Source organism: Streptomyces sp. NPDC058000 (assembly GCF_042886435.1).
In the GTDB taxonomy this organism is placed as follows: Bacteria; Actinomycetota; Actinomycetes; order Streptomycetales; family Streptomycetaceae; genus Streptomyces.
Window position 1 is genome coordinate 12,594 of the sequence record NZ_JBHVQS010000080.1, and the last position, 21,122, is coordinate 33,715.

Here is a 21,122-nt window from a genome sequence, read left to right on the forward strand (position 1 = left end):
GTATCAGGCCACGTTGGCCTTGGCGACGACGGCCCGGAGGCGGCGGTCGTCGGCATGGCGGTTCCCCCGGATCAGGTAGCGGCGGATCATGCTGCCCTGCTCTTTATGGCTGGCGTGGTCGGTGCCGTCCAGGGCGAAGTAGCGCAGGGCGGTGAACTGGGCCTCGATGCGGTTGGGCCAGGAGGAGTTGGTCGGGGTGTAGGCGATCTCGACGTTGCTGGCCGCCGCCCAGGTACCGACCCGCTGGCACCGTTTCGTGGCCAGGTGCGGGGAAAGGTTGTCGCCAAGTTCAAGCGATCCACGGCAAGTTGTCTTCGGCGCGGCCGAAGGGGGCCAAGACGCGTACCGTCGACATGTCCTCCTCGGTGCCTGGAGAGGTGAAGCGTCACGTGGCGGCGTTCCCGCCCGTAGAGGTGGAGCTTCCGTGGGGGAAGCCGGAGGCGGACGGGTGGGGGAGGAAAGTGTCTCTTCTGCTCACTACGCGATTCGGCAACGCGGTTGGGCATGCCAGTCGAAACTCCCCGGATTTTCCCCAGGGCTGAGAGCGGCGTCCCTGTTTTCTCCGTGGGGCGCGGCCTGACCGGGGGGACGGAAGACGGCCCGACGGCGTGGCCGTCGGGCCGTGGTGAAGCCACTCGCCCCTCAGCTTCCAGCAGACGTCAGCCGTCGTTCTCCGAGGACGGAAGGTACGCGCCCGGCACATCCTGCGGCGCGAAGATCTTGTTCTCGCCCGGGTACGGCCTGTTCCAGTTGTGGGTCTCGTACCAGGTGAGGTGGTTCATCTGGGCGGGGTTGGCGTAGTCGGGGACGGCGTGGGGGCCGGTCAGGCGCTGCTTGGACTTCCACCTGTCCCAGGTTGCCGCCAGGTCCTGCTTGTCCGCGGGTACCGTCGCGGGCGAGACGGCCGCTGCCCTGGGGCTCTGCGCTGCCGGGTTGTCCGAGCCGCAGAGCGGCTGGGTCTTCAGACCGTCGGTGAGGGGGACGCGGTTGGGCTGCGCCTTGAACGGGGTGGTGTCCGGGTGGGCGGTGAAGGCGCCGCTCATGGGGCTGGCCGCGCTGTCCTTCTGGTTCATCGGGTGGATCCCGAGGATCTGCTCGATGGTCCGGATCATCGTGATCTGGGTGTAGTAGTGGCTGTCGGTCCTGCCGTGCCGTGCCCAGGGGCTGATGATCTGGATCGGGGCCCGGTGCCCGTCCACGTGGTCGAGGCCGGCCTGGGAGTCGTCCTCAACGACGAAGATGGCCGAGTCCTTCCAGTACTTGCTGTGCGAGATCTTGTCGACCATCTTGCCGACCGCGAGGTCGTTGTCCGCGACCTGGGCGGACGGGCTCGCGGGACCACCGGTGTGGTCGTTGGAGAACCAGAACATGTTCAGGTTCGCCGGCCCGTTCTTCTCGAAGTCCTGCTTCCAGATCTGGTACTTGTAGACGTCCGGGACGTCGAGGTCGAACATCGGGAAGCCGGGCACCGACACCTCGTTGAGCGAGGGGATCGCCGACCCGGTCTTGATGGGGTAGGCCGTGGGCTTCCCGGTTGCGTCCATGGTCCTGGCGTCGCAGTACAGGTTCTGCCAGGACGCTCCGGACGGCTTGCTCTCCACCGACTGGAACTCACCGAAGTCCTTGACGGACTTGCCCACAGCCTGCGCACCGGTCCACAGGAAACCGGACTTCTGGTGGCCGAGCGCGTCGTTCTCGGTGTCGTAGCTGCGTTGGTACTCACCGGCCGAGGACTCGGTGTACTCCGGATTGTCGCTCTGCATCAGCCAGTTGTGACCCTCGGCGGAGTTGGTGCCGATGTCGTAGGTGTTGTCGTACAGCCCGAACTGCTTGGCCAGCGCATGCTGGTTCGGCGTCACGTTCTCGCCGAACTGCGTCAGCTTCGGATCGCCGTTGCCCTGCGGAAGGTCGCCGAAGACCTGGTCGTAGGTCCGGTTCTCCTTGACGATCAGGAAGACGTGCTTGATCGTCGAGGGGTCGCCGAGCCGCTTCGGGACCGCTGTCGGCTTCGCGTGGCTGGTGCCGTCGGTCTTCTTGACCGAGTCGCCCGTCCAGCCGTTCTGCTTGAAGACCTTGGCCGTCTCGGACCTGATGACGCTGTCGTCGGGCAGGGTGAACCGCTGCAGGCTGGAGGTGGTGTCGTGGGTGCCGTGCGCACCGCTTGTGTTGGGGCGGCGGGCGTCGATTCCACGGGTGTTGGAGACCAGCACCTGCTTGCCGACGGTGGCGATCTCCGAGGGGAAGTAGTCCGTGGGGAGCAGTCCGACGTAGCTGACCGGCTCCTGCGGGCTCTTGTACTTGTATACGGCGACCGCGTTGGCGCGGCCGAGCGTCACCAGCAGATGACCGTCGTCGGTGAGCGTCACCGCGTTGGGCTCGTAACCCACCGATGCCTCCGGCCACGGACGGGTGGCGATGGTCTGCACGACTTTGTCGCCGGTGGTGCTGATGACCGACACGTCGTTGGTGGCGGTGTTGGTGACGAACAGTGCCCCGCCCTTGGCGTACAGGGCGGTCGGGTGCAGACCGACGTCGAGGCTCTTGACGGCAGCACCCGGCTTCGCCAGGTCGATGACGCTGACCGTGCCGGTGGTGGTGGCACCGGTCTTCGGGTCGGCGGGCACCTGGGTGTCGTAGGAGTTGATCGTGGGCTCGCCGGGCTTGGCCGGACGGCCGCCCTCGTTGCTGACGTAGAGCTTGTGGCCGACCTTGACCATGCCCCGCGGGGCGTTGCCCACGGCCCAGCTGTGCTTGACGGCACCGGTCGCCGCATCGAGGGCGACCACCTTGTTCTGGCCGTTGACCGCGGCGTACACGGTGGAGCCGTCGGACGAGAACACCGGCTCGCCCACCAGCGCGTGCTTGGCGCCGTCCGCCGGGATCTTGATGAACGTCGGGTTGCTGACGCTGCCGTCCGGGTTCACCGTGAACTTGGTGTAGCCGTCGGTCTGGCCCAGCCACAGCTGCTTGCCGTCGGGCGAGTACGTGGGGCCTTCCTGGCCCACTGAGTTGCTGCTGATGCGCGGGGTCGACGAAGCGGAGGCGCCGACGAACTGCTGCACCTTCCAGTTCTTGCGGTCGACGATGGCCAGCGCCGCCCCGCCGTCGGTAAGCGAGGCCGCGACGTGGGTGCCGTCCGGGCTGACCGAGGACGACATGATCTTGCCGTTGTCGATGACGAGGCGGTCGCCGTACGGGGCGATGTACTGGTCGCTGGAGACGACCTGGCCGTCAGCCGTCTTCTGGCCGACACGGGCGGTGCCGAACTGGTGCGTCTGGGCATAACCGATGCCGGCGGTGGCGGCGAGGACGACCGCGGTGGCCGTGGCCAGGGTGCCGCGGCGGCTGAAACGTCTGCGGAGATTGCCGGCACGGTCGTTCTCGTCATGCCGACGGCGGCGTATGACCTGCATGGAGTTATCCCTTCGAGGTGGCGAGCAGCGCGACATTGCCGTCGAACTGCCATAGCGGGTTGGGTGCGTCGCCCTGCGGGGTCCGCACCAGGAAGTAGCCGTTGACTTCCTTCGGTCCATCGCCATCGGCCATGAACCGCCCGTCCGGGGTCACGTCGAGCTGATAGATGGCCTGGCCGGTGGCGTCGACGCCGGGGAGGTGCCAGGAGACGACGCAGCGCCAGTCGTTGCCCGCCCCTTGCGCGGCAGTCTGGAGGCTGCCCTTGGTGCACGTCGCCTCGGCTTTCAGCTGGGCTTCGGTGACGTGGGGCCGGTGGAGCTGCTCGGTCTGCATGCGGTACAGGTGGGCGAATGCCGTGGCGACCGAGCGCTGCACCTTGTCCTGCTCGATCCCGGAGCCGGTGGCCGTGGCCGTGGCCGACGTGGTGAGGACCGCCACCGTCACGGCGACCAGCCCGGCCAGCGGCAGGACTCCGACGGTGACCGTGTGGCGCCCCGAGCCGTCGTAGCTCAGGTTCGTGAAGTCGCGCCGCAGGAACAGCAGGTAGGCCAGCGCCGTCGCCAGCACGGCCCACGCCAGGCTGACACCGGTGCCGATCAGGAGCGGGGCGAGCTGGGCCGGGCCGGTGAACAGACCGTTCCAGGCGATGAAGGCGCAGCTGGGCAGGGCGAGGCGGACGGCGACCGGCAGTGGCATCACCTGGGCGAGCTGCATCGCGAGGGCGACGAGGACGGGCAGCAGCAGTCCCATCGGGGAGCGCCCCAGCGCGACGGATCCGAGCAGTCCGATCCCGGCGAGGGAGAGAGCCGGAGCGAGGACGCAGACCCAGGCGAGCAGGACCTTGACGGCGGCGTCCGCCGGCGTCAGCAGGTGGCCGTCGAGGCCGACCAGCGGCTGGTTGCCGACCGCCACGACCCCACCGGCCGCGCTGGAACAGGCCAGCCCGGCCACGAGCAGCAGCAGGACGGTGAGGCTGGCGAACACCTTTGCGGCGAAGATCCGCCTGGGCGACCGGACCGCCACGAGCAGGTGGCGCCAGGTGCCGAGTCGGTCCTCGGCGGCGAACACGTCGCCGGCGACCACCGAGGTCAGCAGCGGAAGTGCCCAGGTGCCCGCGAAACCGAGCGTCACCAGCGGTCCGGCCCATCCGGTGGCGTGCATCCAGCGGCCGAAAAGGGTGTCGACTGGGAGCGTGCTCTGTTGGCTCACCGCGGCGACGAAGAGCGCCGGCGCGATCCAGCAGGCGAGAACCAGCAGGCGGATCCGCCACTGCGAGACCAGCTTGACCAGCTCGAAGCGGTAGCCACGCGCCACCGAGGCGCGGCGGGTACCGGCACCGTGGGGCCGGGCGTGGGCGTGAGTGAGGGGCGCGTTCATCGCCCGGCCTCCTCAGGTTCGGTGAGGGCGAGGAACGCTGCTTCGAGCGGCGACACCACGGGGGAGAGCTCGCGTACCGCGATGCCCGCCCGCACCAGTCGCACCACCAGTTCGTCGAGGGCAGGCACCGGCGCGCGCACGACGAGCACCTGCGCGTCGCGCCGTGCCCCGGCGTCGTCGACGAGGCGGATCCCGGCTGTTTCGGCGGCCAGGCGGCGGGCGGCGGGCGCGTCGGAGGTGCGTACGCGGTAGTCGAGTTCCCGCTCCTCGGCGGCCAGTTTGCTCAACGGCCCGGAGAAGACGACCCGCCCGGCGGCGAGGATGCTGACGTCGGAGCACAGGGCCTCGACGTCGTCCATGCGGTGACTGGAGAGCACGACGCCGGTGCCGTCCGTCGCGAGCCGGGTCAGGACACCGTGCACGTGCTTCTTGCCGGCCGGGTCCAGGCCGTTGGACGGCTCGTCGAGCACGAGCAGCCGGGGCTTGGTGAGCAGCGCCGCGGCCAGCCCCAACCGCTGTCGCATGCCGAGGGAGAAGCCGCGAGCCCGGTCGTCGGCGACATCGGTGAGCCCGACCTGCGCAAGTGCGTCGTCGATCGCCGTGGTCCGCGCGTCGTCACCGCGGAGAGCGGCCAGCGCGGCGAGGTTCTGCCGGGCGGTGAGCGAGGGGTAGAGGCCGGGTCCGTCCACGAAGCCCGCGACACCGTCGGGAGCGTCGAGCGCCCGCCCGACCGGCGTACCCAGGATCTGGAGGCTGCCGCTGTCGGCGACGGCCAGACCCAGCAGAAGGCCGAGCAAGGTCGTCTTGCCGGCGCCGTTCGGTCCGACCAGGCCGTGAATCTGCCCCTGCGTCACATCCAGGTCGACGCCGTCGAGCGCGACGACATCGCCGAACCACTTGGTGATCCCGCGAGCCCGGACTGCGAGGAGTGCGTCCATGAGTCCCTTCCTTCGAGAGCCTCAAGGACCGTAGATGCGGTGCGCGGCAACGTTCAGGAGCAGTCAGCTGAATGCTCAAGAAACGGTTGACGACCGGTATGCGCCGTGACGAAGCCCGGGCGGGCGCCGAGGAGCGCAGGGGTGTCGGCGTCCCGTAAGCCTCGGTCAGTTGACGGATGTAACGGCACATGGCGGCCCGTACGTTGACACCGCCGCAGCAGGCCGCAGCAGGCCGCAGCCGGGGGCGGAGTGCTTCCCCGCCTCCATTTCGGAACGGCTTGCTGCGTTACTGCGGCACAAGGGCGGTCATCGAACCCGCCCCGCAGTCAAGAACCGCCGAAGGAGAACAGACCAATCATGATCACCGAGTCGCCCCCCCACGGGCCGGTGCGGCGGACGATGGCCGCATGCGCCGCGGTCGCCTTCGCCACGCTCGCCGCATCGGTGTCTCCGCTGACGACCGGAGCGGTCCATGCGGACACTCCCGCACTGGCGGGCCTGTCCCAGTCACCGCGGTTGACCCAGGCGGACGGCCTCGCGCCGTCGCCAGGGTCGGTGCGCAATGCCTCGACCCCGCCCACCGGTCGGCCGACCGGGACGTCCAGGTCGGAGCCGCCTCGGTCGAACCCACCACCGGCAGGATCGTCGCGGTCTACGGCGGCCCCGGCTACGACCACGCCCACTACGCCGACAGCGCCGACACCTCCGGCGTCCCGGTGGGCTCGACGTTCAAACCCGTCGTCCTCGCCGCCGCGCTCCAGCACCGGGCCGTGATGCAACCGGGCCGGCCCCCGGCGCAGATCACCCCGGCCAGTACGTTCAACGGCGACGACGGCGTCACGATCAAGAACAAGCAGAGCGACAACGTCACCGACGACAAAGACCCCACTGGCCTCCTCCACCAACACAACGACACCCCCAGCGCTGGGGCTACATCTCCCTGCGCACGGCGATGGAGCAGTCGGTCAACACGCCGTACGTGCAACAGGGAGAAGACGTCGGCTACGGAACGTGACGGGGGCAGCACAGGACCTCGGCCTGCGCCCCGACAGCCTCGCCGCCCCCAGCGCCGGCTTCTCCATCGGTACCTCCACACCGAGCGCCATCCGCATGGCCCGCGCCTACTCGACCTTCGCCGCCTCCGCCATGCGGGCCACCCCCTACTCGGTCACCAAGGTGACCCACAACGGCTCCGCCCTCCCCGGCTTTACCGCTCCCGTCCCGATACGGGCGCTGCCGACAGCGATCGCCGACAACGTGACGGACGTCCTCCGGGGCGTCATAGCCCGGGCACCGGCACCAAGGCCAAGGCCCTCGGCAGGACGGCCGCCGGCAAGACCGGTACCACCGACGACTACCGTTCGGCCTGGTTCGTCGGCTACACCCCCAACTGGCCACTTCGGTGGTCCTCTTCCGCGAGGACGCGGCCCACCCCCAGCTGTATCCCTGGTGGGGTGTCGGCGGCCTGCAGAAGGCGTTCGGCGGCGACATCCCCACCGACATCTGGACCCGATACATGGGTGACGCCCTCGCCGGCCTCCCCGACGCCGCTTTCCACCCCCCCCCGGGCCGCGTGCCCTGGCAAGGAGCCTCAAGTGCGGCCACCACAAGTGCCGGTGACCGCGAGCGGACACGGGCGGACCAGCTCCCGATATCGCCCGGCCGATCGGACAGGCGGCCAAGGTGCTCGCTCCGCCTTCTGATCTCAGGGGCGGGCAGTTCGCCGGCCGTTCGGACGCACAACGGCGACGACAAGAGCAGCCGCCGACACGACAGTCGCGTGCAATCGCTGATCTTCGCGACGTCGGGATCGCAGGCCGTACGTGGTGGTCTGGGGCCCGGCCTCAACCGTGGCACTGAGATCGGTGGCCTTGACCACGGCGGTGGGCACATCCGGCGTCGCGAACTGCGGCGCGGCGGAGTACGGCCGGTCGGTGACGCCGGTGTCGTGGATGTGGTTCCACTCGAAGGCGTCCGCGTAGAACTACTTCGACGCCTCGACGCCTCGACGCCTCGACGTCGGCCGTGCCGATCTCGAACCAGCCCGGGGAGCCGGGCAGCGGCACGTCAGAACGGTCACAGTGCGCCTACTGCATGCTGGCCTCTCCTGCAGCACGCGCTCGGGCGGCGGTCGGCATGGCCACGGACCTGGTAATCCTGATGGACACCGGTGCCTGCGCAGCGCGTGGGTCGGGATCCGTACGGCGCGAGGTGTGGCGGTAGGCGGCGATGGGACGGCACGCCTGGCCCCGGCGTTCTCAGCAGGCGGTTCAGCGCACGGATTCGACGTCACCGTCGCGTGGTGATCGCCGCAGGGGCGATGTTGCTCGTGTGCTGCGGTGTTCTTGGTCGAGGTGTGACCGACCCGCTGTCCAGTGAGGGCGGTGCCCCGGACAACGGGGCTCCGGTCTTCGTCAACGGGCAGATCGCCCGGGCCCGGTAGCCCCGCAGTCCAGGCGTTCGACGGCACATGGCCATAGCGGAGATGGCCGACTTCGGCCCTGACCCCGGAGTGTGGATACCGGAGACACTTGGATCTTGCTGGTTCAGGAGGACGGAGTCGCCGCGGGGATGAAGCACTACCCCGCCGAGTTCAAGGCGGACGCGGTCGCGTTGTACCGGTCCCGTCCAGGCATGACGATCAAGTCGATCGCTGCCGATCTCGGAGTGAACACCGAGACGCTGCGCAACTGGATTCGGGCGGCCAGGACCTGCCGTCCGATGCGACCGGTCTCGGTGAAGTTCTCCGTGACGATGCCGTCGGCCCGGATGACCTGTTCACGGGTGGTCTGGAGGGCGATGGTGAACCCGCAGCGGTCCGGGTCGGTGCCCGGAAGGGATTCGGCTGCATCGACCATGACCGTCCGCAGGGCCTGGTAGAGCGTCAGCAGCGACCACATCTCCTGTTCGACGCCGGCCCGGTCGCCGGAGCGCAGAATGCGCCCGGCCATGAGTGTGTGGCGGAGCGCGTAGTACGCCGATTCGTGTTCCCACCGCTGGTGATAGAGGTTGGCCAGTGCGGCGGCGGGATAGCGGCGGGCATCGGTCAGGCTCGTGGCCAGGCGGTATGAGCCGGTGAAGGCGGTGCCGTCGGCGCAGGTCACGGTGACGTGCGCGTCGATGACCCGTACTTTCACGGTGCCGATCACCGACAGGTACGAGCCGTCGGCAAGACGCGTGAGGACCGGGGTGCGGCCGTCAGCTCGCCCAGATGGCCGGGCGCGAACCGGCCCGCGGCAACGGTGACCGTACGGGTGATGGCCACCACCGGGGCAGGCAGGACAAGATGAGACGGTAACGGAGTTCCTCGGATACAAGCTGTCTTGGTCGACTGCCTGTACCAACGAGCTCCGTTGCTCTACGTCGGAAATCCTTCAACGGGCTTGCGTGACCTGCGAAAACGCTAACTACCCGGCCTTGGGGAAAGCCCCCCGCCCTCTTCGCCCGAGGATGGAGCCGCGCGGCTGACTTGCAGATCAGCCGCCTGCTCACAGCATAGCTCGCCACGCACCTGCTTTGCGCTTCCTCCCCAGGACGCCGGGTGCAGGCTCAGGGCAGCCGTCGCAGGATGAGGAGAAGGTTCCAGGTGGCGAATTCTCGTATGCCTGGGAGACGGGGGATGGTCTCGGCGAAGAACGGAGCGTAGCGGGAACGGGCGGTCACCACGGCGACGTCGGCGCGGGCTCGGACGTGCCGCATGGTCGGGCCGATGTGGAGGGGGAAGAGGTTTTCGCCGAGTGTGTGCTTGGCCGGGCGGCCGGTGCGCCGTAGGTAGCGCCGGCGGGCACGAGCGGCGCCGAGATAGTGCCAGGGCGCTGTCTCGTGGCCGCCCCAGGGCGAGAGCCAGTTGGTGAATGCGCAGTAGATCAGCCCGTCGGGCCGGGTGACGCGGATCATTTCGTCGAGGAAGGTCCGCGGCGCTGCGACATGCTCCAGGACGTTGGAGGAGAAACAGACGTCGGCCGCGCCGTCGACGAAGGGGAGGCAGCAGCCGTCGGCCATCACCGCATTGTGGGGAGCGCGTCCATGGGCGGTCAGTTCGCGCAGGTCGGGTTCGACGAGGCAGGTGCGCGCGCCACGGCGCCGGAACTCCTCCGTGAAGTGACCGCCGCCACCGCCGATGTCGACCACGAGGGCATCGTTGAGGGTGATGTGGCGTTCGACCTGGTTGGCGGAGTCCCGGGCGAGCAGGCCGTAGCAGGACTCCGGGTCGGTCTGTTCGTGCCGAAAGGACCGGAAGAGGGCGAGGGAGCGTCGCAAGGACGGATCGCGCGCCGGCTGGTGGGGCGTCGAGTGTGCGAGGGTGGGTGAACTCACCGTGGTGTGACTCCCTTTGGGAGATGGCGGGACGAGATGCGCGAGCATCCGCCCCGCTGCGCGGCAGGCAGCGGGGCGGTCGCCTTGGGTCGTGACTACTGGATTGACGGCTGTATCACCGGTGGCCGTCCTCCAGCTCGGCCATGACCAGCACCTCGACCCATCCCCTGTACGCAAAGCTGGCGTCGCGTCGTGCGTCCATACGGGGGCTCAGCTGGGCACGAACCGTGACTTCGGCATCGCGCTGGTACAAGTTCGGCTCGATCGACAACGTGATCTCCTCAAGCCCGATCTCGAAATCCTCGGACCTGCCGTTCTGGGTGATCTCCAGGTGGAACGACCTGAGCGCGACGTCGATGATGGGACGGCTCTTGTCGTTCAGCCGGATCTTGCCCGCGAAGTCGACCCCCGCGGTGGCCGTTGCGGACTCATCGAGGCGGGTGGGGCTGATCTGGATTTTCTGCGGCTGAAAGGCGATCATGCGGAAATTCCCTCCAAGGAAAGTCGGCGAGACAGGCCGTCGGCCCCTTTGGTTCCCGTAGGGCGGTTCGGCCGCGTTCCTGGGCGGCACGTACCACTCGGTCCGGTCGGCGGAGTCGGGGGAGGCGGCAGGCCGCGGCAGGACTGTGGGGCGGTGTGTTCGCGCGAGGAGCACAGGGGATACGGGCGATGCCGCCGCACCGGGTTGCCGTGGCGCGGTGGCAACGTGATCTGCGTACCGCTGTGGGCATTGCCCCGGATCAGCGGTGGCCGTCCTCCAACTCGGCGATGACCAGAGCCGTCACTGTCCCGGTGAACAGCCAGTCCCGGTTCGGAGACGCCGGTCGCAAGTTCAGCCTCGCCGCGACCGTGCCGTTCCGGCTGCCGCCCGAGGTCACCTCCACCTCAAGCTCTTCACGCCCGATGACCGCCTCTTTGGGGTTCTTGTACTCAAGGGCGAAGGCACTGATCGCCGCGTTGATGATGGGCACACCGTCGTCGTCCCGCCGGATCTTTCCCGGGATGGCGAAATTGCCGGTCCCCAGACTTCCGTCCACGCAGTTACCGTTCACGTCAATCGTGACGCGATCGAAGAAGAGTGCCATGGCTTCGTTCTCCTGTTCGGATAGATGCCGTTGCTGCGCCTGTGGCGCGTCGAGGTCTTGACGAGCCGATCTCCGGTAGTCGACTGCGGGCGCCGCCAACGGACTTCAGTTCCGACCCGCCGTCGGTGACGTCGGGGAACCACTCCGAAAACCTCGCCCCGGCGGAGTGGGGTTGCTACCTGGGTTCCTGCGGATTGAGGACACCGCGGCGGCATCCCGGTCCCTCGGGTCGGGCCAGTCTCGGGTGAGGAAAAGCGAGCGAGCAAGAAGGCGCCGAGGGAAATCCGCGTGGCGTTGGCTGAATTGCCATGCATCGGGAGCTGGGCGAACCGTTTGGTCGCGGATCCCGCAAGGCGACGCAGGCGATTCGAGATGGCTTGTTCTTGTTTTCCGGAGCGATCGCCGCATTCGAGCCGTAGTGCAGGATCAATGACTCCCTGGTCGTAGCGCATTGACGAGGTGCCGGCAAGGAGAGTACCGCGCGCCCGCGGCGCCATCGGCTGCTGCGAGGAAGCCTCGCCAGGGCGGTGGCCTGATGTGCTCGAACCTCAATGAAGAATAAACCTTTTTCGCGTCAGGTGATTTTGCCTCGGGTAGCGTCTCCTCTCATCCCAGCCCGACATGCGAGAGGGGACAGGTATGGGGTTCATCATTGCCCAGGGATTGCCGCTGCCGGTGAATCTGCAGCAGGGCGAGTACGGCTTCTTCTCGATCGATCTGTTACTGACACCTCACAGCGAGCCCATCAAGGGTGAGAAACTTGTGCTCGCCGTCACACTGCCCGAAGGAGTCACCTTCCCCGATGGCGGAAAGGTCTTCTACAACACCCCGGCCGTGGTCCGCCGAGAGCTGCACGTCCTCGACTACGACAAGGGACGTCGGTTCCTGCGGTTCGAGAACACCGTCCACCTCGAAGACGGTTCGCCGGAGGCCGGCGGGTTCTACGCGGTCGGTGTCAAGGTGCTCGACGACGCGATGCCCGGGTTGGTCTGGGGGCAGGTCGAGATCGGCGAGAGCAAGGCTCCGCTGCGTATCCAGATCACCCTCCCGCAGCCGTCCGAAAACCTGCTCGTGAACGGCGGGTTCGTTCATTACGAATTCGTGTCCGGGCAGGGGTGGTACGACAACAAGGGCACCGAGTACGCGAAGGGCCTCCGGCAGATCGGCTCCTGGAAGGTGGGCCAGTACGAGGGCAAGGGTGCCTGGCACGCCTCGGAGACCGGGGCGCCCGGCACGTTCATCGATCTGCTCAAGGGCGACACGATCGGAAACTTCCCGGAGGACACCGAGTTCCCCTTTGTCCCGCACGAGAACATCGTCGACATCAACGGGGCCAAGAGCTGTGGGTACATCAAGCAGACCGTCAAAGTGAGCCCCGGGTCCTGGTACGAGCTGTCGTTCTACACCGGCTACCACTGCTTGCGGGGCCCGCTCTCCGCACCCACCTACCTGCGGGCCGAAGTCCTCGTCGGAGATCCCTCCGCCGAAGGCAACGCCCTGGCCTGGGACGACTACATCCAGTACTACACCGGGCAGGGAGAAACCCCTGCCAAGGCGAAGATCAACGAACCGGGCTGGCGCAAGCGCCGGCTCCGCTTCCGGACTCCGGCCGGCATCGACCAGGTGACGGTGCGGTTCGCCAATCCAGGACGTGCGGGCTTCGACCACGAGCTCAGTGCCGACCCGGACGGTGACACCGGCATGCTCCTCGCGCACCTCCGCCTCAGCCCCGCACCGCCCGCCCCGTAAACGCGGGTACCAGGAGCCGGTGGTCTCTCCCGCCACGTCGACACGTGCGCGGCGGAGGCCACCGGCTCCGACGCGACCGCCCAGAACCCTCTGCCGTACCGCAGTACTGCAAGAGCCCCAGGGCATGGCAAGAAGGAGACCCCTGTAGTGCAAGCGCCCCAGGTGGCAGGCATAGGCGCCACTGTCCCGATACCGGCAACCGCTTCCGATCCGGCCGTCGGCTCCTGTGACCTCGAACTCGTCATCCCCGCCTACAACGAGGAGCACCGTCTGGCCCCCACCGTGCAAGCCCTCTCCGAGCATCTGCGCAGCCTGCCGCTGACCGCCGCGCTGCGCGTCATCGACAACGGCAGCAGCGACCGCACGGCCGAGTGCGTGGACCGGCTCTCCGCCTCGGGTATCCCCGTCACCGTCACCGGCTGCTCCCGGCGCGGCAAGGGAGCAGCCGTCTCCCGGGGCATGGTCACCACCCGCGCGACCCGATGGGTCGGCTTCTGCGACGCCGACCTGGCCACCCCCGCCGCCGCCATCGACGACGCACTCGCCCTCCTGAGGGACGGCTGGCAGGTCGTCCTCGGCTCCCGCCGCTGTCACGGAGCGCGCATCCCGGTGCCCCAGCCCGCCCTGCGGCGGCTCGGCAGCGCCGGCTTCCGGATGCTGACGCGCCGGATGTCCGGTCCGGTCGCCGACACCCAGTGCGGTTTCAAGTTCTTCCAGGCACAGGCCGCGCGCCGGCTCTTCGCCGATGTCACCGCCACCGGCTTCGCCTTCGACCTCGAAGTGATCGCACGGGCCCGAGCCCTTGAGCTCAGCGTGACCGAGTTCCCCGTCGTGTGGAACGACCAACAGGGCTCCACTTTCCGCCCGTTCACTGACGGCCGGCGGGTGGCCGCGGAGCTGTGGCGGCTGCACCGCACACTGCCCCGCATCCCGTCCCGCCTGTCCGAGGGAGCGGGATGAGCCAGGACGACGCCTCCGCCGCGGTCCGCGACTGGCGGGGCCGTCATGTGGTGGTGTGCAACTGGCGGGACAGTTGCCACCCCCAGGCCGGCGGCGCCGAGCTGTACTGCGAGGAGACCGCCCGAGAGCTGCACGCGGCCGGCGCCGAGGTCACCTTCCTGACGGCCCGCCCCCGCGGCTCGGCCCACCGCGAACGCACCGACTACGGCACCGTGGTGCGCGGCGGCGGCCGCTTCACCGTCTACCTCTTCGTCCTGCTGTGGCTGCTGCGCCACCGCCGCTCCGTGGACGGCGTGATCGACTCCCAGAACGGCATCCCCTTCTTCGCCCCTCTGGTGCTCCCGCGTCGAGCCCCCGTGGTGCTCCTCATCCACCACGTCCACCAAGGCCAGTTCGCCCTGTGGTTCCCGCGGCCCTTCGCTGCCGTTGGACGCTGGCTGGAGAACCGGGGCAGCTCTCTGGTGTACGGCCGCCGGGCGGTCTGCGCGGTCTCGCCTTCCACCCGAACCGAGGTCCGTGGACGGCTCACGCTGCGCGGCCCCGTACACTTCGCTCCCGCGGGCCTGGCTCCACGGCCCCCTGTCCCAAAGCCCACCACGGCCCTCGTGCCGCGGCAGCGCGCCCCCGCACCGCGGATCGTGTGTGTCGGCCGACTCGTCCGGCAGAAGCGCGTCGACCGCCTGGTCCGGGCCATGTTCGCGCTACGCCGCGAAGTACCGGACGCCGAACTGCACATCGTCGGCGACGGGGAGGCATACGACGGACTGCGCGCGCTCGTCGACGACCTCGGACTCGGCAAAGCGGTCGTCCTGCACGGCCGCGTGCCGCCACAACAGCGGGACGCGCTGGTCCGATCCGCGTGGATCACCGCCTCCGCCTCACGCGCCGAAGGATGGGGCCTGTCCGTGATGGAGGCCACGGCAGCCGGCATACCCGCCGTGGCCTACGACGTCCCAGGACTACGCGACACGATCCGGCAGGGCGTCACCGGCTGGCTCCTCGAACCCGAAGCGGACCTCGCAGCCGGTCTCGCCACGGCACTGCGCGCCGTCGAGACCCCGCCGGAGGCCGCGCGGTGGGAAGCGGACTGCCGGGCCTGGGCCGCCCGGTTCACCTGGACGGCCACCGCCGGCCACCTCCTCGCCGCGCTGACCGCCGAAGAGCACCGACTGCGCCGCGGCACCCGCACCGACCGCCGCACCGTCGCCGACACCTGCACCCTGGTCACCGCACCCGCCGCGCTGCTCCAACGCGCAGAACTCCGTGGGCTGCGCACCACCGACCTGGTGGACGCCACCGGCCCCAACCCCGGCCTGCTACTGCTCGGCGCCGACGAGCGGGACGCCGAGCGTGTCCTGGAGCGCATCGGACTGGACCCCGGCGACGACCGCATTGCGATACGCCTCGCCCGGCACAGCGACATCCTCGGCTGGCCCGCGCACCCCCCGTCCCCCCAGTCGGAACCCCAGCGCCCCCGCGCTCCGGACCACCCCGCTGCCCGGACGGCCCCGCGGACTGCCGCGCCCTGGCTCCCCCGCTCCCTCTGCGCCCTCTTAGCCCTCTTAGCCCTCTTCGTCCTCGCGCTGGCGCTGCGGCTGACCTTCGTCCAGCGTTCCTACGACGTGTTCGTCGACGAGGTCTACTACACCGTCATCAGCCACAACCTCGCCGACGGACACGGCCCGATGTTCGACGGGAAGTTCTTCGCCCTCCACCCACCCGCGGTCTTCGCACTGCTGGCAGCCGTCATGCGGACCACCGGTCTGGGCTCCGCCGACCTGCTGCACCTGGTCCTCCAGCTCCGACCGGTGCTCGCCGTCGTCGGATCGCTGGCCGTGGTCGCGGTGACGATGCTGCTGCGCCGCGCCGTCCGATGGCCCATCGCACTGACCGCCGGACTCTTCCTGGCGGTGGACCCGTTCCTCAACCGCTTCGACAGCCGGGTGCTCCTGGAGGCGCCGGCCGTGGCCGCCGCCGCATTCGGCTGGCTGGTCCTCGCCCGCCGACCGGCCACCTTCCGAGGCCGCATCGCCACGGGCGCGGGCGCGGGACTGCTGTTCGCGGCCGCGGTCACCTCCAAAGAGCCCTACGCCCTGGAGACCTTCGTACCCGTGACGCTCCTGGCCCTGGCCGGGCACCGCTCCGCCCGGAGCATGCGCCTGACCGCGGCCGCCGTCACCCTCGCCGGCTACGCGGTCTACGTCCTCTCCACCGTGGCCGCCGGGGCCTGGTCCGCATGGTGGGCGCAGAAGACCGACGGCATCGCCCGCGCCCTCGGCATCAAACAGATCAGCGGCTTCAACAGCGTCGACGGCTCGGTGAGCTTCACCGCACGGCTCATCGCCCAACTCGGCCAGTTCGCCGTCCCGTACGCGCTCATCACCCTCGGTTCGGCAGCCACGGCATGGCTCCTGTGGCTGCGGCTCCGGCGGCCCCGGCGCCTCGCTGGTCCGCCAGGACGTACACCGGTGATCGCCTGGGCCGTATGCACCCTGCTGCACCTGGCCTACGCGATGAGCCTCGGCACCCTGGAAGAGCAGATGTTCTACCCTCTGGTCGTCACCAACACGGCCGCGCTCGCCCTCACCGCCGACCTCGCCCTCACCGCGCGCACCCCCGCTTCCCCACCGCGCCGCCGCAAACGCACCGCGGCGGCCAGGCCACTCACCGCGCTCGCCGTAGTCGCGCTCACCGTGGACGCCCTCGTGTGGGCACGCGTCCACACCCGGCACGACGATGCCTTCCGGCGCACCCTGGCCTGGGTCCGCACACACCTGCCGCGCAACAGCGTCGTCGCGGCACAGGAGGAGACCGCGGACTTCCTCCTGCCCGGCACCCGCCTGGCCACCTGGCGGACACCCGCCGACCTGGCGCGCGCACACGCCGATTACGTCGTGCTCTCCACCGAATTACAGGCACAGGGATACGGCCGACTGGGGCGACGGTTGGCCGGCCAGCTGGAGCGCCGCGCTCGGCTCGTCCACAGCGAACCAGGACGGACAGCCGGCGAACTGCGCGTATACGACGTGCGCGAACTGGTCGCCAAGACCGCACGCGAGGACGGGACCGGGATCGGACACGGAAACGGGACGGGCACCGGGCGCGGGAACGGGGCAGGCACCGGAAGGGCGGGCGAACGGTGACCGTATCCCTCTCCCGCCCGTCGACCCCGCCCACGGCGCATCAGCCGGGAGGGAACGCGATACGCGGCGCCGCCCTGCTCACCCTCTCCGCCGTGCTCGTGGGAGTGAGCAACTACGGCCTCTCGCTCTTCCTCATCCGTCTTCTCCCCCCAGCCGAGTTCACGGTGTACTCCTCCGTCTCCTCGGTCCTGCTCAGCGTCGGGACGCTCGCCGGTGCCACCGTGCCCTGGGTACTGGCCCGCGAAGTGGCGATCACCTCGCCCGGCAGCGCGCGGCGTCGGTCGGCGGTGCGCTCCTGCCTGTGGCTATCGCTCGGGCTGTCCCTCCTGTGCGCCGCCGCCGCCTGCGGTGCGGTCGCCTCCTACGCGGGCCCGGGCCCACTCGCCGGACTCACGGCAGCATGTGTGACGGTCTGGCTCAACTCAGTGGGCGCCGGGCACCTCCAGGGAAGCCGCCGCTTCGCGGGCCTGGCCCTGCTGCGGGTGGTGGAAGTGATCGTACGGGTGGCCGTGACCCTCGGCGCGGTGCTGGCCGGCTGGGGCGGCGCGGGTGCCATCGGTGCCTTCGCCGTCGGTGCGGCCGTCACCTCGGCGGCCGGGCTCACCGCCGTAGGGAGGCAGGAGGCGGCGGGCAGGCGGAGGAGATCCCGACGACAGAATGGAGACCGGAACACAGGTCGCAGAGAGCAACGGAAGGAGAAGGGGGACCGGGACGACCGGGCGCCGTATGACGACGGGCTGTGGCGCCGGGCCCTGGCCATCGGCGGCATCCAGGTCCTGGCCTGTCTTCTGTTCACCCTCGACGTGGTGGTCGCCGCGGCGGTGCGGGGAGGCTCCGCCGAACTGGCGCCCTACCAGGCCCTGCTCGTCCTCACCAGGGTGCCGCTCTTCCTCACCACCGCCCTCGCCACGGTCGTCTTTCCCCGTCTGGCCGCAACCCACCCGCCCGCCAACGCCGCCCGCCACCGCAGTACGGACTTCCGGGAGACCGTCCGACTGCACTGGATCAGCGGAACCGCGGTAACCGCCACCGTCGCCACCTGCCCCGGGCCACTGCTCGGCCTGATCCTGCCCCAGCACTACGCCTCCTCCGCCGCGCTCCTGCCACCGCTCGCCCTGGCCGGCTTCGCGAGCGCCACCACGGTGCTGATGACCACCGTGTTCCAGGCATGGGGACCGGCTCGTACCGTCACCCTCACACTGGCCGCTGCCACCCTGAGCGGCGGGATCCTCTACGCCGCCCTCGCCACCGACCTCCATGCCCTGGCCTGGGCATCGGCCGGCATCACCGGCGTCATCGCACTCATCACGACGGCGCTCGCACGCCGCCGGATCGCCGGGCTCGGCCCGCTCGCCGGATCCCTCGCCCCATTGGCCACGGGCGCAGCGGCCGTCGCTGTACTACTGACGCTCCGCCCCTACCCCGCACTGTGGGCCGCAGCCGCACTGGCCACCGTGGGGTGTGCCGCCTGCGCCGCCCGGCCGCGGCGGCGCCGCCCGGGCCCCTACCGCGTGCTCCACCTGGGCTTCGAAGATCCCCAGCAGCCCGGCGCCGGCGGCGGAGCGATGCGGACGCACGAGGTCAACCGACGGCTGGCCGCACGCGGAGTCGAGATCACCGTCGTCTGCGCACCCTGGCCTGGCTGCTCCGCGACGGTGCGCGAGGGGGTCCGCTACGTGCCCCTGCCTGCCCGTCTCGGCCCGCTCGTCCACCGCCGCTTCGCGCCCCAACTCGCCTATTACGCAGCGGTCGTCACGACTCTCGGCCGCCTGGTCCGCCGCTACGACCCGGATCTCGTCGTAGAGGAGTTCGGCGTTCCGTTCTCATCCGCCTGCATTCCGCACCTGACCCGCAGGCCCGTCGTCGGCGTGGTGCAGGCGCTGGCTGCGCAGGCCAAGGCCCGCGAGTACGGGCTGCCCTTCGACGCCGTCGAACGGCGCGGCGTCGCCTCGCACAGCTCGCTCATCGCGGTCAGCGACGGCCTCGGCGCGGAACTGCGCCGCCGCAACGCCACGGCACACATCGCGGTCATCCCCAACGGCCTCGACCCGGCCGCCTTCGCCCGCCGTGCTGTTCCTCGCGGCGACCACCTACTGTTCCTGGGCCGCCTGGAGATGGCCTCGAAGGGCCTGGACCTGCTGCTGCACGCCTACACCAGGGCCGCCCCGGCCATTTCCGGTGACCTGTACATCGCCGGCGACGGCCCGCACGCCCAGCGCGCCCGCACTCTCGCCGACGAACTGGGCATCTCCGCCCGCGTCCACTGGCTCGGGCGGATCGACGGACCGAACCGTTTCGACCTCATCGCCTCGGCCCGCCTGGTCTGCATGCCCAGCCGCTACGAAACCTTCGGCATGGTCGCCGCCGAGTCCCTGGCCACCGGCACACCGGTGCTCGCCTTCGACATCCCTCACCTGCGCGACCTGGTCACCGACGACATCGGCGTCCGCGTTCCACTCGGCGACATCGACGCCTACGCAACGGCGCTGGCCGCCCTGGCGACCGACCCGGCCCGCTGCGCCGCCCTGGGCGCCAACGGTCCTTCCCGCGTACGCCACTTGGACTGGAACACCGCCGCAGCAGCCCAACTCAAGGTGTATCAAGGCGCTTCTGCCACACCGGACGTCAGGGACGGCGGACAAACGACACGCAAGCGGTAGCCGGACGTTGACTCTCCGCAAACGAGTCCTGCTGGCGTGACCGAGCAAGAGGCTCCGCCCCAATCCCCTCTCTGACAGTTTCGACTGAGACACCCGGTTTGTCGGGTTAGTCTGGATGGGCGAGACAGGAGATTCCTTCAGCATGGCCAGCACCCCCCGATACCTGCCGCCGGTGATGATCCGGCGCCGAAGCCGAAGCGGCGGACGTTTTCCGCGGAGTACAAGCTGCGGATCGTTGCCGAGTACGACGCCGCCCCGGCCGGGGAGAAGGGTGCGATCCTGCGGCGTGAGCGGCTGCACCACGCGCACGTCATCGAGTGGCGCCAGGCCCGGGAGGCCGGCGCGCTGGACGCCCTGGCCGACCGGCGGACCTCGGCGGCCCGGCCGAAGAAGGCGGCCGAGCAGGCCGAGCTGGAACGGCTGCGCAAGCAGGTCGCACGGCTGGAGAAGGACCTGGCCCGCAAGGACACGGCCCTGGAGGGCATGGGAAAAGCCAACGCGCTCTTGGAACTGCTCTCCGAGAGCGCGGGCTGAAGCACGCCGTCGCGCCCGTGATCGACGAGGCGTTCGTGGGTGTGCAGGGGGAGTTGGGGACCGCTGCGGCCTGCCGGCTGACCGGACGCTCGCGCGCCACTCACTACCGCCGCCTCAACCCCAAGCCGAAGCCCGTGCCGTCCCCGAGACCCGCGCCCGCCTCGGCCCTCTCACCGGCCGAACGGGCAGAGATCCTGGCGCTGTTGAACCGGCCGGAGTACGCCGACCTGCCGCCCGCGCAAGTCTGGGCGCGTGAGCTGGACGCCGGAATCTACTGGTGCTCACAGCGGACGATGTACCGGATCCTGTCCGCCGCCGGGCAGAACGGCGAACGGCGCCGCCAGGCCACCCACCCGGCCAGGACCTTCCCCGAGCTGGTGGCGACCGGTCCGTCGCAGGTCTTCACCTGGGACATCACCAAGCTGCCCGGCCCGGACAAGGGCATCTGGTACCACGCCTACGTGATCATCGACATCTTCAGTCGCTACGTCGTCGGCCAGACCGTGGAGAGGGCCGAAACAGCAGATCGGGCCGAGGAGTTGATCCGCGAGACGATCGAGTGCAAAGCGGGCCGGAGTGTCCCGGTCGTGGCTCTATGCCCAGCCGGACCTGTGGGCGGAGATCGAGCGACTGCGGGCGGCACACTATCGGGAGCGCAGATCGCGAGTTCCCGCACGTCAGCGTACCTCCGACGCTTCCTTGCTGCGGCGGCTCGAAGCCGCCAACGCCCGCATCCGGCGGCTTACCGAGGAGAACCAGCAACTGCGCGAGCAACTCGCCCGTGCGCTCGGCGAACACCGGGCGGTGACGACTCGCACCAGTCCACCACGGGCAGGAGCGGGTAGTGCACCCTAGATGAATGAGTCCGATGTTCGTGCTGGCCGCGACCATGACGAAGGGCGCCCGTTGGCTCGTGTGTGACTACCAGCCTGGACGCCCTTCTTA

General features: G+C 69.6%; 13 protein-coding genes and 2 pseudogenes. 8 read left to right on the forward strand and 7 right to left on the reverse strand.

What is annotated here, in order from left to right; genetic code table 11:
- Positions 1 to 3: 3 nt before the first annotated feature.
- From ACFVT2_RS39470 to ACFVT2_RS39485, 4 genes and pseudogenes are all read right to left on the reverse strand, one after another.
- Positions 4 to 282, reverse strand: a pseudogene (locus tag ACFVT2_RS39470) (IS630 family transposase); the annotation flags it as partial.
- A gap of 377 nt (positions 283 to 659) precedes the next feature.
- A complete protein-coding gene (locus tag ACFVT2_RS39475; RefSeq protein ID WP_390026259.1) occupies positions 660 to 3,413 on the reverse strand; it encodes an alkaline phosphatase family protein in 2,754 nt (917 codons plus the stop codon).
- 4 nt (positions 3,414 to 3,417) lie between these two features.
- Positions 3,418 to 4,791: an ABC transporter permease gene (locus ACFVT2_RS39480; protein ID WP_390026261.1), complete on the reverse strand. Its 1,374-nt coding sequence runs from the start codon at positions 4,789 to 4,791 to the stop codon at positions 3,418 to 3,420.
- Positions 4,788 to 5,729 (reverse strand): ABC transporter ATP-binding protein, encoded by a 942-nt coding sequence (locus tag ACFVT2_RS39485; protein WP_390026262.1) that lies wholly within the window; start codon positions 5,727 to 5,729, stop codon positions 4,788 to 4,790. Before ACFVT2_RS39485 ends, ACFVT2_RS39480 begins: the two co-directional genes overlap by 4 nt.
- Positions 5,730 to 6,136: 407 nt before the next feature.
- Between ACFVT2_RS39485 and ACFVT2_RS39490 the strand changes: the two genes are divergently transcribed.
- Both ACFVT2_RS39490 and ACFVT2_RS39495 read left to right on the forward strand, forming a co-directional pair.
- The gene (locus tag ACFVT2_RS39490) at positions 6,137 to 7,432 is read left to right on the forward strand and encodes a penicillin-binding transpeptidase domain-containing protein (RefSeq protein ID WP_390026264.1); all 1,296 of its coding nucleotides are present in this window, start codon (positions 6,137 to 6,139) and stop codon (positions 7,430 to 7,432) included.
- An 868-nt stretch (positions 7,433 to 8,300) separates the two neighbouring features.
- Positions 8,301 to 8,438 (forward strand): annotated as a pseudogene (locus ACFVT2_RS39495) (transposase); the annotation flags it as partial.
- Between the two features lie 840 nt (positions 8,439 to 9,278).
- On the opposite strand, the gene ACFVT2_RS39500 reads toward ACFVT2_RS39495, so the two are convergent.
- From ACFVT2_RS39500 to ACFVT2_RS39510, 3 genes are all read right to left on the reverse strand, one after another.
- Positions 9,279 to 10,046, reverse strand: coding sequence for a class I SAM-dependent methyltransferase (locus tag ACFVT2_RS39500; RefSeq protein WP_390026266.1), 768 nt, complete (start codon positions 10,044 to 10,046; stop codon positions 9,279 to 9,281).
- Positions 10,047 to 10,161: 115 nt separating this feature from the next.
- The gene (locus ACFVT2_RS39505; RefSeq protein WP_390026268.1) at positions 10,162 to 10,527 is read right to left on the reverse strand and encodes a hypothetical protein; all 366 of its coding nucleotides are present in this window, start codon (positions 10,525 to 10,527) and stop codon (positions 10,162 to 10,164) included.
- A 259-nt stretch (positions 10,528 to 10,786) separates the two neighbouring features.
- The gene (locus tag ACFVT2_RS39510) at positions 10,787 to 11,131 is read right to left on the reverse strand and encodes a hypothetical protein (RefSeq protein ID WP_390026270.1); all 345 of its coding nucleotides are present in this window, start codon (positions 11,129 to 11,131) and stop codon (positions 10,787 to 10,789) included.
- Positions 11,132 to 11,770: 639 nt separating this feature from the next.
- On the opposite strand from ACFVT2_RS39510, the gene ACFVT2_RS39515 reads away from it, so the two are divergent.
- The 6 genes from ACFVT2_RS39515 to ACFVT2_RS39540 all read left to right on the forward strand — a co-directional run bounded on the left by ACFVT2_RS39515 (position 11,771) and on the right by ACFVT2_RS39540 (position 21,032).
- On the forward strand, positions 11,771 to 12,880 hold the full coding sequence (locus ACFVT2_RS39515) for a hypothetical protein (RefSeq protein WP_390026271.1): 1,110 nt from the start codon (positions 11,771 to 11,773) through the stop codon (positions 12,878 to 12,880).
- A 147-nt stretch (positions 12,881 to 13,027) separates the two neighbouring features.
- The gene (locus ACFVT2_RS39520) at positions 13,028 to 13,840 is read left to right on the forward strand and encodes a glycosyltransferase (RefSeq protein WP_390026274.1); all 813 of its coding nucleotides are present in this window, start codon (positions 13,028 to 13,030) and stop codon (positions 13,838 to 13,840) included.
- On the forward strand, positions 13,837 to 16,983 hold the full coding sequence (locus tag ACFVT2_RS39525; protein ID WP_390026276.1) for a glycosyltransferase: 3,147 nt from the start codon (positions 13,837 to 13,839) through the stop codon (positions 16,981 to 16,983). The genes ACFVT2_RS39520 and ACFVT2_RS39525 overlap by 4 nt, the downstream gene beginning before the upstream one ends.
- On the forward strand, positions 16,980 to 19,643 hold the full coding sequence (locus ACFVT2_RS39530) for a glycosyltransferase (RefSeq protein ID WP_390026278.1): 2,664 nt from the start codon (positions 16,980 to 16,982) through the stop codon (positions 19,641 to 19,643). Before ACFVT2_RS39525 ends, ACFVT2_RS39530 begins: the two co-directional genes overlap by 4 nt.
- A 159-nt stretch (positions 19,644 to 19,802) precedes the next feature.
- Positions 19,803 to 20,177, forward strand: a complete 375-nt coding sequence (locus tag ACFVT2_RS39535; RefSeq protein ID WP_390026283.1) for a transposase — start codon at positions 19,803 to 19,805, stop codon at positions 20,175 to 20,177.
- Positions 20,178 to 20,753: 576 nt separating this feature from the next.
- A complete protein-coding gene (locus tag ACFVT2_RS39540; protein ID WP_390026280.1) occupies positions 20,754 to 21,032 on the forward strand; it encodes a hypothetical protein in 279 nt (92 codons plus the stop codon).
- Positions 21,033 to 21,122: the final 90 nt, after the last annotated feature.

Excerpts from the sequence above, each read along its gene's own strand:
- ACFVT2_RS39480 (WP_390026261.1), bottom strand. The coding sequence starts at position 4,791 with ATGAACGCGCCCCTCACTCACGCCCACGCCCGGCCCCACGGTGCCGGT.
- ACFVT2_RS39485 (WP_390026262.1), bottom strand. The coding sequence starts at position 5,729 with ATGGACGCACTCCTCGCAGTCCGGGCTCGCGGGATCACCAAGTGGTTC.
- ACFVT2_RS39490 (WP_390026264.1), top strand. The coding sequence starts at position 6,137 with ATGCGCCGCGGTCGCCTTCGCCACGCTCGCCGCATCGGTGTCTCCGCT.
- ACFVT2_RS39505 (WP_390026268.1), bottom strand. The coding sequence starts at position 10,527 with ATGATCGCCTTTCAGCCGCAGAAAATCCAGATCAGCCCCACCCGCCTC.
- ACFVT2_RS39525 (WP_390026276.1), top strand. The coding sequence starts at position 13,837 with ATGAGCCAGGACGACGCCTCCGCCGCGGTCCGCGACTGGCGGGGCCGT.
- ACFVT2_RS39510 (WP_390026270.1), bottom strand. The coding sequence starts at position 11,131 with ATGGCACTCTTCTTCGATCGCGTCACGATTGACGTGAACGGTAACTGC.
- ACFVT2_RS39515 (WP_390026271.1), top strand. The coding sequence starts at position 11,771 with ATGGGGTTCATCATTGCCCAGGGATTGCCGCTGCCGGTGAATCTGCAG.
- ACFVT2_RS39475 (WP_390026259.1), bottom strand. The coding sequence starts at position 3,413 with ATGCAGGTCATACGCCGCCGTCGGCATGACGAGAACGACCGTGCCGGC.